This is a genomic window from Enterobacter quasiroggenkampii (genome assembly GCF_043972695.1).
GTDB lineage: Bacteria > Pseudomonadota > Gammaproteobacteria > Enterobacterales > Enterobacteriaceae > Enterobacter > Enterobacter quasiroggenkampii.
Map to the genome: position 1 here is coordinate 253,004 of NZ_CP143745.1, position 12,784 is coordinate 265,787.

Below are 12,784 nucleotides of genomic sequence, written 5' to 3' on the forward strand. Positions count from 1 at the left end.
TTATCATCTTTGGAATACGCACACTCCGTGCGCAGGCCCGTGCCAGACAGCCATTACTACCGGATTATCCGCTCCGGCAAAGGGAGGAACGGCGCGCCATTCCCCTTCAGGTAAAACAATCTCTGCGACGTCATCCGTCGCGTTCAGCGTGACCAGCCATTTATCCGACAGCAGGATTTGCAGGCGTGGTACGCCGTGTTGCCACTCTTGCGCGCTTAACGGTTGCGCGTCTTTATTCAGCCAGCGAACGTTGCCGTCACCCTCTTCCCACCAGCTGTTGGCAGTCAGCGCGGGGATCTGCTGGCGAAGATGGATCAGCGCAGCGGTAAAATGAATCAGCCCGCTGTTGGCTTCACCCCAGTCGAGCCAGGTTAAGGTGTTGTCCTGGCAATAGGCGTTGTTGTTACCGTGCTGGCTATGACCATGCTCGTCGCCTGCCAGCAGCATCGGCGTGCCCTGCGACAGTAAAAGCGTTGTCAGCAGCGCATGAACGCTGGCGCGTCGCCGCTCTATCACATCCAGACTTCCGCCTAACCCTTCTATACCATGATTGAAGCTATGGTTATTGTTAGTGCCATCGCGATTCTCTTCGCCGTTCGCCTCATTGTGTTTCTGATTGAAACAAACGCAGTCCCTGAGCGTAAAGCCGTCGTGCGCCGTCAACAGATTGACGGTGGCCGACGGGCGTTTGCCGTCGCGCTTAAAGAGATCGCTCGACGCGGCAAAGCGCCCGGCAAATTCCCCCAGCGACAGGTTCCGCTCCAGCCAGAAGCGGCGCACGGCGTCGCGGTAGTGGTCGTTCCACTCGGCAAACAGCGGCGGGAAATTCCCGACCTGATAACCGCCTTCACCGATGTCCCACGGCTCGGCAATGAGCTTCACCTGCGAGAGTACCGGGCAGTTTTTTATCGCCTCAAACAGCGGCGCCTGCTGGCTGAACGCCGGCGTGCGCCCCATCACCGGCGCCAGGTCGAAACGAAAACCGTCGACGTGGTACGTCTCTACCCAGTATTTCAGGCATTCATACGCAAAATGCGTGACCGCCGGATGGCTGAGATTGAGCGTGTTGCCGCAGCCGGTCCAGTTCTCGTAATCGCCATCCTGCCTGATCCAATAATAGCTACGGTTATCAATTCCGCGCATGGAGAGCGTCGGGCCGTCGAGATCGCTTTCTGCGCTGTGGTTCAGTACCACGTCCAGAATGACCTCAATGCCCGCCGCGTGGAGCGCCTTCACCGCATCGCGGAACTCGTCCCGCGCCTTTTCCGGATGGACGGCATAGCGCGGTTCTAGCGCGAACATCGCCAGCGGGTTGTAGCCCCAGTAGTTGCTTAGCCCCAGCCGCTGCAGGCGCGGCTCGCTGGCAAAATGGGCGACGGGGAGCAGTTCCAGAGCGGTGATGCCGAGGTGTTTCAGGTAGGCGATCATGGTGGGATGCCCGAGCGCCTTGTAGGTGCCGCGCATCTCTTTGGGGATCGACGGATGCAGGTAGGTCAGCCCTTTGACGTGGGCTTCATAAATAACCGTATTGCCCCACGGCGTGTGCGGCGGGGCATCGTCTTCCCAGTCATAAAGATCGTTCACCACCACGCTTTTTGGCGCGACGGGCGCGCTGTCGCGGTGGTCAGGCTCGCCGTAGCCCACGTGGAAGAGCGGGTCATCTTTAAATTCGCCGTCCACGCGGTGCGCGCACGGATCAATCAACAGCTTCGCCGGGTTAAACCAGTGCCCCTGCGCGGGATCCCACGGACCGTGAACGCGAAAGCCGTAGTGCATGCCGGGCCGCCCGCCGGACAGGTAGCCGTGCCAGGTATCCCCCGTGCGCGCGGGTAAATCGTAACGGTGCTCGTTACCTTCCCCGTCAAACACGCACAGTTCTACCCGCTCGGCGTGAGCGGAAAAGAGGGTGAAATTGACCCCCTTTCCGTCAAAATGCGCCCCGAGCGGTTCGGGTTTACCTGCCGTAAGCTGCGTCATTCGCCCTCCCGCATCAGCCAGATGGTGCCAAGCGGCGGCAGCGTCAGGCTCAGGGAGTTGGGTCGCCCGTGGCTTTCAATGGCGTCGCTCTGTACCAGCCCACCGTTACCGGCGTTGCTGCCGTGGTAGTGCATTGAGTCGGTATTCAGAATTTCACGCCATTTGCCCGGCTGGTTAATGCCGAAGCGGTAGTGTTCGCGCGGCACCGGGGTGAAGTTGCTGGCGACGATGATCTCGTTACCCGCCTTGTCACGACGCACAAAGACAAACACCGAGCGCTCATGGTCGTCCACCACCAGCCATTCAAAGCCGTACGGATCGAAGTCGAGCTCGTGCAGCGCTTTGTGGTGGCGATAGGTCAGGTTCAGATCGCGTACCAGACGCTGCACCCCGTGGTGCCAGTTGTCGCCGCTTTCCAGCAGATGCCAGTCGAGGCTGGCGTCATGGTTCCACTCGCGCCCCTGGGCGAACTCATTGCCCATGAACAGCAGTTTCTTGCCCGGGAAGGCAAACATCCAGCCGTAATAGGCGCGCAGGTTGGCAAACTTCTGCCACGCGTCGCCCGGCATGCGGTCGAGAATCGATTTTTTACCGTGTACCACCTCATCGTGCGACAGCGGCAGCATGAAGTTTTCGGTGTAGTTGTAGAGCATCCCGAACGTCAGCTTATCGTGATGATACTTACGGTGAACCGGATCCAGCTTCATGTAATCGAGCGTGTCGTGCATCCAGCCCAGGTTCCACTTATACCAGAACCCCAGGCCACCCAATGATGGCGGACGGGAGACACCCGCAAAGTCGGTGGACTCTTCCGCCATGGTCACGGCACCGTCCACCTGCTCGCCGATAATGCGGTTGGTATTACGCAGGAATTCAATCGCTTCCAGGTTTTCGCGGCCGCCAAACTCGTTCGGGATCCACTCCCCCTCTTTGCGGCTGTAGTCGCGGTAGATCATCGACGCCACCGCATCCACGCGCAGGGCATCGATGCCAAACCGCTCGATCCAGTACAGGGCATTCCCGACCAGGTAGTTTGAGACCTCACGGCGACCGTAGTTGTAGATCAGCGTGTTCCAGTCCTGGTGATAGCCTTCGCGCGGATCGCTGTGCTCGTACAGCTTCGTGCCGTCAAACTCTGCCAGCGCGAAATCATCCGCCGGGAAATGACCCGGCACCCAGTCGAGGATCACATTCAGCCCGGCGGCGTGCGCGGCATCAATGAAATAGCGGAAGTCGTCGCGGGTGCCGAAGCGGCGGGTCGGCGCATACAGCCCGGTGGGCTGATAGCCCCAGCTGCCGTCGAACGGGTGCTCGTTGACCGGCAGCAGCTCCAGGTGGGTAAAGCCCATCCATTTGGCGTACGGGACCAACTGGTCGGCAAGCTCCCGGTAGCTGAGCCAGAAGTTGTTATCGGTGTGGCGACGCCAGGAGCCGAGATGGACTTCATAGACGGAGATCGGCGCATCAAAGCGGTTAGCCTGTTTACGCTCCTCCGTCTGAACGACCTTCTCCGGCAGGCCGCAAATCAGCGATGCGGTATCCGGACGCATCTGCGCTTCGAAGGCATACGGGTCGGCTTTAATGCGCAGCTTGCCGTGGGCGTCAATCATCTCGAATTTATAAAGCTGCCCGTGGTGCGCCCCGGGAATAAACAGCTCCCAGATGCCGGTTTCCCGACGCAGGCGCATCGGGTGGCGGCGGCCATCCCAGTAGTTGAACTGTCCGACAACGGAGACACGCTGGGCATTGGGCGCCCACACGGAGAACCGCGTGCCGGTAATGCCGTCCATGGTATCGGCATGGGCACCCAGCGTTTCATAAGGGCGAAGATGCGTCCCTTCGGAGAGCAGCCAGGCATCCATCTCTTTAAGCAGAGGACCAAAGCTGTAGGGATCGTCAATCAGGTTTTGCTGACCGTGCCAGAGAACGGCGAGCTGATAGCGAAAAGGATTTTTACGACGGGGCATCACGCCCGAGAAGAAGCCACGGGAATCGAGGCATTCAAGGTTACCGACCTTGCGGCCGGTTTTGGGTTCAATCACCCAGACTTCTGTGGCATCCGGTAACAGTGCCCGAACTTCCAGACCGGCCTCAGTACGGTGCATCCCAAGCACAGAAAAGGGGTCAGCGAAATGACCCGCAATAAGCGCATTAATCACGTCTCTATCCACACGATCGGACATGGTATTCATCCTGTTTTTTATGTCGTCCTTTTTAAGCGCTCCGGGACGACTTTTAATGTGACCTGAACGGGACAGCACAAAAATGTGCATCCATTCTGCTCCGCTCGAACCTCAGGTAAGAAATGACTCTTCCTTAAAGCATAGCCAACGCTCTAGATGACTCCTGATAAAAAATAAGACATACGCGTGTTACTCCATGTAGTACGCAAAAAAAAGGGGTGAAAATCACCCCTGGTATTTAACAAATTATTACGCCAGCTGGCGCAGCATGCGGCGCAGCGGTTCGGCGGCGCCCCACAGGAGCTGGTCACCGACGGTGAACGCGGAGAGATACTCCGGCCCCATGTTCAGCTTACGCAGACGGCCAACCGGCGTGGTCAACGTGCCGGTTACCGCTGCCGGGGTCAGCTCGCGCATAGTGATATCGCGATCGTTTGGTACCACTTTCGCCCACGGGTTGTGCGCGGCCAGCAGCTCTTCCACGGTCGGAATAGACACATCTTTTTTCAGTTTAATGGTGAAGGCCTGGCTGTGGCAGCGCAGTGCGCCGATACGTACGCACAGACCGTCAACCGGAATGGTGTTCGCGGTATTGAGGATTTTGTTGGTCTCAGCCTGGCCTTTCCACTCTTCGCGGGTCTGGCCGTTATCCAACTGCTTGTCGATCCACGGGATCAGGCCACCGGCCAGCGGTACGCCAAAGTTATCCACCGGCAGTTCGCCGCTGCGGGTCAGTTGGGTCACTTTACGCTCGATATCCAGAATAGCGGATGCCGGGTTTGCCAGCTCGGTCGCAACGCTCTGATGCAGTTGGCCCATCTGGGTCAGCAGCTCGCGCATGTGACGCGCACCGCCGCCGGACGCCGCCTGGTAGGTCGCCACGGAGACCCACTCCACCAGATCCTGCGCGAACAGGCCGCCGAGGGACATCAGCATCAGGCTGACGGTGCAGTTACCGCCAACAAAAGTTTTCACGCCGTTGTTCAGGCCATCGGTGATCACGCCCTGGTTAACCGGGTCGAGAATGATGATGGCATCGTCTTTCATGCGCAGCGACGAGGCCGCGTCAATCCAGTAGCCCTGCCAGCCGCTTTCACGCAGCTTTGGATAGATTTCGTTGGTATAATCGCCGCCCTGGCAGGTCACAATAATGTCGAGCGCCTTCAGCGCTTCCAGATCGTAAGCATCCTGCAACGTGCCTGTGGTACCACCAAAGGACGGAGCAGCCTGGCCGAGCTGAGAAGTGGAGAAGAAGACCGGGCGGATAGCGTCGAAATCGCGCTCTTCAACCATGCGTTGCATGAGTACAGAGCCGACCATACCGCGCCAGCCGATAAAACCAACGTTTTTCATAGCATTTTTTTCCTGCTGAGGGTGTGTGCTGATTGTGCAAGCCAGTATTGAACTGGGATATGCTTCACATTACAAAATGCTGCCAAAGTCGCAAGCGAAATTAATCGATGATTGCCCGGCAATCAGAAATACAGCTAATTATCATAATAACCTTAGAGAGTTTCAGGGATAATTTACATGAGTGAAATCATTTCCGCCGCGGTTTTATTGATCCTGATTATGGATCCCCTGGGCAACCTGCCCATCTTCATGTCGGTACTAAAACACACCGAGCCGAAGCGTCGCCGGGCGATCATGATCCGCGAGCTGCTCATCGCCCTGCTGGTGATGTTTATCTTCCTGTTTGCGGGTGAAAAAATTCTCGCATTCCTGAACCTGCGTGCCGAAACCGTGTCGATTTCCGGCGGGATTATTCTGTTCCTGATTGCCATTAAGATGATTTTCCCGAGCGCGGAAGGTAGCAGCAGCGGCCTGCCTGCGGGTGAAGAGCCATTTATTGTGCCGCTGGCGATCCCCCTCGTCGCGGGCCCGACCATTCTGGCCACGCTGATGCTGCTGTCGCATCAGTATCCGAATCAGATGAGCCATCTGGTGATTGCCCTGCTGATTGCCTGGGGCGGAACGTTCATTATCCTGCTGCAGTCGTCCCTGTTCCTGCGCCTGCTGGGCGAAAAAGGGGTAAACGCGCTGGAACGCCTGATGGGGCTGATTCTGGTCATGATGGCAACGCAGATGTTCCTGGACGGGATCCGGGCGTGGATGAAGGGATGACGTTCTCCCTCTCCCTGGGGGCTGAAGGAGCCCCAGTCATTTTTTGACCTGAAGCGATGAACGTTTCTTCGGAAAAATTAATGACTTACAGCGACACCCTGGTCCGGCTGTAAATCGCCGAAGCGTTTCCGTAAGGCCGGGGCGAGGCGCAAGGATGCGCCGAGAGGGCGTGGCCTGCAGGGATGCAGGCTCATGCCCGACCCGATAGCCTGAAGGAATAAGCTGAGGGGACCGCGAAGCGGCGATTTACCGCCGGGAGCCCGGGTCGCCAGGGTGGTGGCGACTGAGCCACCCTGGCACGTTCACCGGTCATGTCGTTACAGAGTAGCAAGGAACATAAAGTGAACGGAATGACCTCCACAGCCGTATGTTCCCCCTCACCCCAGCCCTCTCCCTCAAGGGAGAGGGGGTCGTCCGTGCAGGCATTATTTTGTGGGGAACCCTCGGCCCACAGGGTGAGGGCATCAGGCCGCAGAAGCCGCCTACCTATCCCTTACGAATCAAATACCGGTACGGCAGCGCCTCAGTCTGCTGTGCCACCAGCTCATGCTCCATAAAGGTACAAAAACCGGGAATGTCGCGGGTCGTGGCCGGGTCGTCGGCGATGATCAGCAGCGTTTCACCAGTCTGCATGTTGCGCACGGTTTTACGTACCATCATTACCGGTTCCGGGCAGCGAAGGCCCTGGGCATCAAGGGTGTGGTCTGGGCTGGAAAACAGGTCGGTCATGATCTTCTCGGTCAGGTAAAAACGGCTGTAGTTTACGCCCGGTTGCGATCAATGCAAACCAGGTTAACGATTGCGTAAAAACTAACCATTGCAATGTCCCGCCAAAGCAGTATCATGCTGCGGTTTTTATTGGGTTCCCTCACCCCAACGTATAAAAAGGTCACAATATGACGCAGTTTTCTGAATCTCAGCGCGTAAAAGCGTTGTTCTGGCTTTCGCTTTTCCATTTGCTGGTGATCACCTCCAGCAACTATCTGGTGCAGCTCCCGATCTCTATCTTTGGTTTCCATACCACCTGGGGCGCGTTCAGTTTCCCGTTTATTTTCCTCGCCACCGATCTGACCGTGCGCATCTTTGGCGCACCGCTGGCTCGCCGCATTATTTTTGCGGTCATGCTCCCGGCGCTGTTCATCTCGTACGGGGTTTCGTCTCTGTTTTATATGGGAAGCTGGCAGGGTTTTGAGGCGTTAACCCACTTCAACCTGTTTGTCGCCCGTATCGCCGCAGCAAGCTTTATGGCCTACGCACTGGGGCAGATTCTCGACGTGCACGTGTTTAACCGCCTGCGTCAGAATCATCGCTGGTGGATGGCCCCCACCGCCTCCACGCTGTTCGGTAACGTGAGCGATACGCTGGCCTTCTTCTTCATCGCCTTCTGGCGTAGCCCGGATGCGTTTATGGCCGAACACTGGATGGAAATCGCGCTGGTGGACTACTGCTTTAAGGTGCTCATCAGCATTGTCTTCTTCCTGCCCATGTACGGCGTGCTGCTGAATATGCTGCTGAAAAGGCTGGCAGATAAATCTGAAATCACGGCATTGCAGGCAGGTTAAGGGTTCGCTTTATCAGTTGTGATAAGATGAACGAATGAGCCGTTATGGCCGTTTATCGAAAGGAAGAAGTCAATGCGCAATCTGGTTAAATATGTCGGGATTGGCCTGCTCGTTGTGGGTCTTGCAGCCTGTGATAACAGCGACACGAAAACGCCTGCTCAGGGCGCATCCGCAGAAAGCAATGCGACCGGCCAGCCGGTGAATCTGATGGATGGCAAACTCAGCTTCTCTCTGCCAGCCGATATGACTGACCAGAGCGGCAAGCTGGGCACTCAGGCGAACAACATGCACGTTTACTCCGACGCAACCGGGCAGAAAGCGGTCATTGTGATTGTGGGCGACGACACCAGCGAAGATCTGGCCGTCCTGTCCAAACGTCTGGAAGATCAGCAGCGCGGCCGCGACCCGCAGCTGCAGGTCGTGACCAATAAATCCATCGAGTTGAAAGGCCATAAGCTGCAGCAGCTGGACAGCATCATCTCTGCGAAAGGCCAGACCGCGTACTCCTCTGTCGTGCTGGGCAAGGTCGATAACAAACTCCTGACCCTGCAGATCACCCTGCCAGCGGAAGATCAGCAGAAAGCGCAGACGGCTGCTGAAAACATCATTAACACCATCGTGATCCAGTAACGTTTCACGATGATGACGTGGCCTCCGGTGCCTGCACCGGGGGCCATTTTTTTAGCCGCCACGTCAGCAGCAAGGCCACGATCACCAGACCCGCTGCGGCAAGATAGATCACCGGCACGCCTGCCCAGGCCATCACCAGCCCCGCCAGCGGGCCGGTAATGCCTAACGACATATCCATAAACACCGTATAGGTCGCCAGCGCGGCGCCCTGATTCTGCGGCGGCACGGCTTTTACCGCCACCACGCCCAGCGCCGGGAAGACCAGTGAAAAACCGGCTCCCGCGAGGAAGACGCCCACTTTCGCGACCCAGGGCACCATCGCTATTCCGGTCAGCAGCAGCCCGACAATTTCTATCGCAAAGCAGATCATCGCCACGTTCAGCCCACCCAGACGGTTGATGCCGTTAGGGAAAAGCAGGCGCGCGCCAACAAACGCACAGCTGAACAGGGTTAACGCAAAGGCCGCGCCGTCCCAGCCTTTGGCGTCATAGAACAGGGTAATGAAGGTCGCGATCACACCGAAGCCGGTGGTCGCCAGCGCCAGCGCCATGCCGTACGGCCAGACGCGCCCCAGCACTGCCCGAAACGGCAGCGGCTTGCCCTTGCTGGCCTTCACTTTCGGGCGCGGCAGCGCAAACAGAATCGCCAGCAGCGCGACTGCCATGATGGTGACGGCCAGCCCATACAGCCCGCCAAACGCATAGCAGGCCACGCCGAGCGGCGCACCGAGCGCCATCGCACCGTAGGTGACAATCCCGTTCCAGGAGATCACCCGGCCAATGTGCGGCGCACCGACAACCCCCACGCCCCACAGCGTCGAGCCGGTTCCCGCCAGGCTTTGCCCGATGCCGAGGATGACGCGGCCCAGGCAGAGGAGCGCCAGGCTGACCAGCGGCCAGTGGCTGGTTGTGGCAGCCAGCAGGTAGCTCAGGCCGCTGAGGAAGCAGCCGCACAATCCCACCACCACGATGCTTTTTGGACCGAACGTGTCCGCGTAGCGACCGGCATGCGGTCGGCTCAGGAGTGTCGCGAAATACTGCAGGCTAATCACCAGCCCCGCCCAGAAGGCACTGAAGCCCATCACGTCATGGACATAGCCCGGCAGGACCGCCAGCGGCAGGCCGATGGTGAGATAGCTGGCAAAGTTGAAAATAACAACGGAAACGATGCGCAGATTGAGGCGCAGTCCGCTCAGTGCCGTTTCAGCGGCAGGTTCGGGCATGAGGTTCTACCTGGATTTTTTACAACAGTGTTTCACTATTACCACGCCCCAATAAGAAAATCAGCACCGACTTTCAGATTAACGGTGCCAGACGAAGCGACGCCCGGGCACTACACTTACCGGGTCATCATTTTAAGGAACACGCATGATCGCTAACCCGTCCGACAAAGCAGGACTCCACATCTTATTAAAGCTCGCCTGTCTGGTGGTTATCCTTGCGGGTATCCATGCTGCCGCTGACATTATTGTCCAGCTCCTGCTGGCGCTTTTTTTTGCAATTGTGCTTAATCCTCTGGTCACCTGGTTTCTTCGCCGGGGCGTCAGCCGTCCGGTCGCCATCACCATTGTCGTCATCGTGATGCTGATTGCCCTGACGGCGCTCTTCGGCGTGCTGGCGGCATCGCTGAGCGAATTCTCCACCATGCTGCCGCAGTACAACAAAGAGCTGACGCGTAAGATTGTGGCGCTGCAGGAGATGGTGCCCTTTCTCAATCTGCATATCTCACCTGAACGGATGCTGCGCAGGATGGATTCCGAGAAGGTTATGACCTACGCCACCACGCTGATGACGGGGCTTTCCGGCGCAATGGCCAGCATTCTGCTGCTGGTCATGACGGTGGTGTTTATGCTGTTTGAAGTCCGCCACGTCCCCTATAAGCTGCGCTTTGCGTTGAATAATCCCCAAATTCATATCGCCGGGTTACACCGGGCGCTGAAGGGCGTCTCTAAATATCTGGCGCTGAAAACGCTGCTGAGCGTCTGGACCGGGGTGATTGTCTGGCTGGGGCTGATGCTGATGGACGTGCAGTTCGCGCTGATGTGGGGCGTACTGGCGTTTCTTCTCAACTACGTGCCCAATATTGGCGCTGTGCTTTCCGCCGTGCCGCCGATGATTCAGGCGTTTCTGTTTAACGGTTTTTACGAATGCATGCTGGTTGGCGCGCTGTTCCTCGTGGTGCATATGGTGCTGGGCAATATTCTCGAGCCGCGCATGATGGGGCACCGGCTGGGCATGTCGACGCTGGTCGTATTTTTATCCTTACTGATTTGGGGATGGCTGCTGGGCCCGGTCGGTATGCTGCTCTCGGTCCCCCTGACCAGCGTGTGTAAGATCTGGATGGAAACCACTAAAGGCGGCAGCAAGCTGGCCATTTTGCTCGGGCCGGGAAGGCCGAAAAGCCGGTTGCCCGGGTAGCTGACCTACCTTTATAGGTAGGTTTAAACCGCCAATAATCCGCCTTAAATTACCGCGTTCATAACCTGTCGCGGTATTTTTATTTGCGTTAAGGAAATATTAATTCTGTTTTTGTTTACGTCGGTCGCATTACGTTGAAACGCATATCATGATTTAACGCAAATTAAAAAAAATGAAATTGTTAATTATTTTCCATGTTATTATGCCCGCCTTCGCGTCAACGTAATGCAAACCTTAATATTGATTAAAAAAACATCTGGCACATAAGAAACGCCGGATGAATATTATTTGTAAAAACCACTACCTTTAATTGTTATTATTGATATGGAGTTGTTGATGAAAAAGATCGTTAAATGGTGTGCTGCCGCCGTATTCGTTGGCGCACTGGCAGGCTGTGCGCGTACTGCCCCAATCGCTCAGGTTCACTCTACTGTGAGCGCGGGTCATACCGCCGACCAGGTAAAAACAGCGATTTTGAAAGCAGGACAAAAACGTGACTGGATCATGACGGAAGCCGGTCCGGGCGTTATCAAAGGTCGTCTACAGGCGCGCGACCACTCGGTCGACGTTCGTATTCCTTATTCCGCAACAAGCTATTCCATTAACTACGAAAGCAGTATGAACCTGAAAGCGGCTGACGGTAAAATTCACAAAAATTATAACCGTTGGGTGAATAACCTCGACCACGATATTCAGCTGAACCTCTCCGCGGGCGCCCCACTGTAATATTTTTCTAAAGTCGGGCCGCATTTGGCCCGATAACCCTTATTTCTTGCCCTGAAAGGTTACGCAGCAATGTACGAAAAGGATACGCTCAGCGCACTGGATGCCATTACCGAAGCGCAACGCATCGCTTTTGCTCCGATGTTATTTCAGACCGCGCTTTGTCTGCGTAACTCAGGCATTCTCGCCTGGCTCGATAAACAAGGTAAAGAGGGTGCCAGCCTCGAGGAAATAACCGAACACAGCACGCTCGGCAGCTATGGCGTCAGCGTACTGCTGGATATGGGATTAAGCGGGCGGATCGTTACCCAACAGCATGGACGTTATTTTCTGGCGAAAGTGGGCCACTTTTTACTGCACGATGAAATGACCCGCGTAAATATGGATTTCACTCAGGACGTTTGTTACAAAGGGCTATTTCACCTGGCGGACGCCCTGAAGGAAGAAAAACCTGCGGGATTAGCGGTGTTTGGCAACTGGCCAACCATCTATCCGGCATTATCCCAATTACCGGCTCAGGCGAAAGAGAGCTGGTTCGCCTTTGATCATTACTATTCCGACGCCGCGTTTGACGCCGCTTTGCCATATATATTCGCAAGCTCGCCGACAAAATTGTACGATGTGGGCGGAAATACGGGTAAATGGGCGTTACGCTGCTGCCGCTATGACGAAAATGTTGCCGTGACGATCCTCGACCTGCCGCAGCAGATAGCGCTGGCGCAGGAAAACATCGCAAAAGCAGGTTTTTCTCATCGTATTGGATTCCATGCTGTCGATATGCTTAGCCCAGCAGCCTTGCCGGGTGAGGCCGACGTCTGGTGGATGAGCCAGTTTCTGGATTGTTTCTCTCCGGATCAGATTATCGTCATGCTGACGCGCGTCGCACAGGTCATGAAGCCAGGCGCACGTTTGTGCATCATGGAGCTTTTCTGGGATGCCCAGAAGTTTGAAGCGGCCTCTTTCAGCCTGAATGCCACCTCGCTCTATTTCACCTGTATGGCGAATGGCAATAGCCGGTTTTACAGCATAGAGGCGTTTTATCGTTACCTGGAGAGCGCAGGTTTCAGCGTTGAACAGCGTCTGGATAACCTTGGGGTCGGTCATACCCTGCTGATATGCACCAAACGTGAACAATAGAGCAGCTTAGCTGCCCGGGTGGCCAAGTCTG

At 56.5% G+C, this 12,784-nt stretch carries 11 protein-coding genes; 6 read left to right on the top strand and 5 right to left on the bottom strand.

Annotated elements, in window-relative coordinates:
- Positions 1 to 3 precede the first annotated feature (3 nt).
- The 3 genes from glgX to asd all read right to left on the bottom strand — a co-directional run bounded on the left by glgX (position 4) and on the right by asd (position 5,513).
- Positions 4 to 1,977, bottom strand: coding sequence for a glycogen debranching protein GlgX (gene glgX / locus V1572_RS01310; protein ID WP_252077848.1), 1,974 nt, complete (start codon positions 1,975 to 1,977; stop codon positions 4 to 6).
- Positions 1,974 to 4,160 carry a 1,4-alpha-glucan branching enzyme gene (gene glgB, locus V1572_RS01315; RefSeq protein WP_395299642.1) on the bottom strand — a complete coding sequence of 729 codons (2,187 nt, stop codon included), beginning with the start codon at positions 4,158 to 4,160 and terminating at the stop codon, positions 1,974 to 1,976. The genes glgX and glgB overlap by 4 nt, the downstream gene beginning before the upstream one ends.
- Before the next feature lie 249 nt (positions 4,161 to 4,409).
- Positions 4,410 to 5,513: an aspartate-semialdehyde dehydrogenase gene (gene asd / locus V1572_RS01320; RefSeq protein WP_024908885.1), complete on the bottom strand. Its 1,104-nt coding sequence runs from the start codon at positions 5,511 to 5,513 to the stop codon at positions 4,410 to 4,412.
- A gap of 177 nt (positions 5,514 to 5,690) precedes the next feature.
- Here asd and yhgN point away from each other — a divergent pair, with 177 nt between their 5' ends.
- Positions 5,691 to 6,284, top strand: coding sequence for an NAAT family transporter YhgN (yhgN, locus tag V1572_RS01325; protein ID WP_003861574.1), 594 nt, complete (start codon positions 5,691 to 5,693; stop codon positions 6,282 to 6,284).
- 486 nt (positions 6,285 to 6,770) lie between these two features.
- Here the strand turns inward: yhgN and tusA are convergent, their stop codons facing one another.
- Positions 6,771 to 7,013, bottom strand: coding sequence for a sulfurtransferase TusA (tusA, locus tag V1572_RS01330; RefSeq protein WP_008503071.1), 243 nt, complete (start codon positions 7,011 to 7,013; stop codon positions 6,771 to 6,773).
- A 167-nt stretch (positions 7,014 to 7,180) separates the two neighbouring features.
- On the opposite strand from tusA, the gene V1572_RS01335 reads away from it, so the two are divergent.
- Positions 7,181 to 7,846, top strand: coding sequence for a 7-cyano-7-deazaguanine/7-aminomethyl-7-deazaguanine transporter (locus tag V1572_RS01335; protein ID WP_008503072.1), 666 nt, complete (start codon positions 7,181 to 7,183; stop codon positions 7,844 to 7,846).
- A 72-nt stretch (positions 7,847 to 7,918) separates the two neighbouring features.
- A complete protein-coding gene (locus V1572_RS01340) occupies positions 7,919 to 8,476 on the top strand; it encodes a DcrB family lipoprotein (protein WP_008503073.1) in 558 nt (185 codons plus the stop codon).
- 4 nt (positions 8,477 to 8,480) lie between these two features.
- Here V1572_RS01340 and V1572_RS01345 read toward each other — a convergent pair whose 3' ends face one another.
- Positions 8,481 to 9,698, bottom strand: a complete 1,218-nt coding sequence (locus V1572_RS01345) for an MFS transporter (RefSeq protein ID WP_048027718.1) — start codon at positions 9,696 to 9,698, stop codon at positions 8,481 to 8,483.
- Positions 9,699 to 9,843: 145 nt separating this feature from the next.
- Here V1572_RS01345 and V1572_RS01350 point away from each other — a divergent pair, with 145 nt between their 5' ends.
- From V1572_RS01350 to V1572_RS01360, 3 genes are all read left to right on the top strand, one after another.
- Positions 9,844 to 10,893 (top strand): AI-2E family transporter, encoded by a 1,050-nt coding sequence (locus tag V1572_RS01350; RefSeq protein WP_045909021.1) that lies wholly within the window; start codon positions 9,844 to 9,846, stop codon positions 10,891 to 10,893.
- Positions 10,894 to 11,229: 336 nt separating this feature from the next.
- Entirely contained in the window at positions 11,230 to 11,619 is a 390-nt protein-coding gene (locus tag V1572_RS01355) for a hypothetical protein (RefSeq protein WP_045909022.1), read from the top strand.
- A gap of 69 nt (positions 11,620 to 11,688) precedes the next feature.
- Positions 11,689 to 12,753, top strand: coding sequence for a class I SAM-dependent methyltransferase (locus V1572_RS01360; protein WP_395299643.1), 1,065 nt, complete (start codon positions 11,689 to 11,691; stop codon positions 12,751 to 12,753).
- The last annotated feature ends 31 nt before the right edge of the window (positions 12,754 to 12,784 follow it).

Bases quoted from the DNA above. Each gene is read 5' to 3' on its own strand.
- V1572_RS01355 (WP_045909022.1), top strand. From the start codon at position 11,230: ATGAAAAAGATCGTTAAATGGTGTGCTGCCGCCGTATTCGTTGGCGCA.
- V1572_RS01350 (WP_045909021.1), top strand. From the start codon at position 9,844: ATGATCGCTAACCCGTCCGACAAAGCAGGACTCCACATCTTATTAAAG.
- glgB (WP_395299642.1), bottom strand. From the start codon at position 4,160: ATGTCCGATCGTGTGGATAGAGACGTGATTAATGCGCTTATTGCGGGT.
- V1572_RS01345 (WP_048027718.1), bottom strand. From the start codon at position 9,698: ATGCCCGAACCTGCCGCTGAAACGGCACTGAGCGGACTGCGCCTCAAT.
- yhgN (WP_003861574.1), top strand. From the start codon at position 5,691: ATGAGTGAAATCATTTCCGCCGCGGTTTTATTGATCCTGATTATGGAT.
- asd (WP_024908885.1), bottom strand. From the start codon at position 5,513: ATGAAAAACGTTGGTTTTATCGGCTGGCGCGGTATGGTCGGCTCTGTA.
- glgX (WP_252077848.1), bottom strand. From the start codon at position 1,977: ATGACGCAGCTTACGGCAGGTAAACCCGAACCGCTCGGGGCGCATTTT.
- tusA (WP_008503071.1), bottom strand. From the start codon at position 7,013: ATGACCGACCTGTTTTCCAGCCCAGACCACACCCTTGATGCCCAGGGC.
- V1572_RS01340 (WP_008503073.1), top strand. From the start codon at position 7,919: ATGCGCAATCTGGTTAAATATGTCGGGATTGGCCTGCTCGTTGTGGGT.
- V1572_RS01335 (WP_008503072.1), top strand. From the start codon at position 7,181: ATGACGCAGTTTTCTGAATCTCAGCGCGTAAAAGCGTTGTTCTGGCTT.
- V1572_RS01360 (WP_395299643.1), top strand. From the start codon at position 11,689: ATGTACGAAAAGGATACGCTCAGCGCACTGGATGCCATTACCGAAGCG.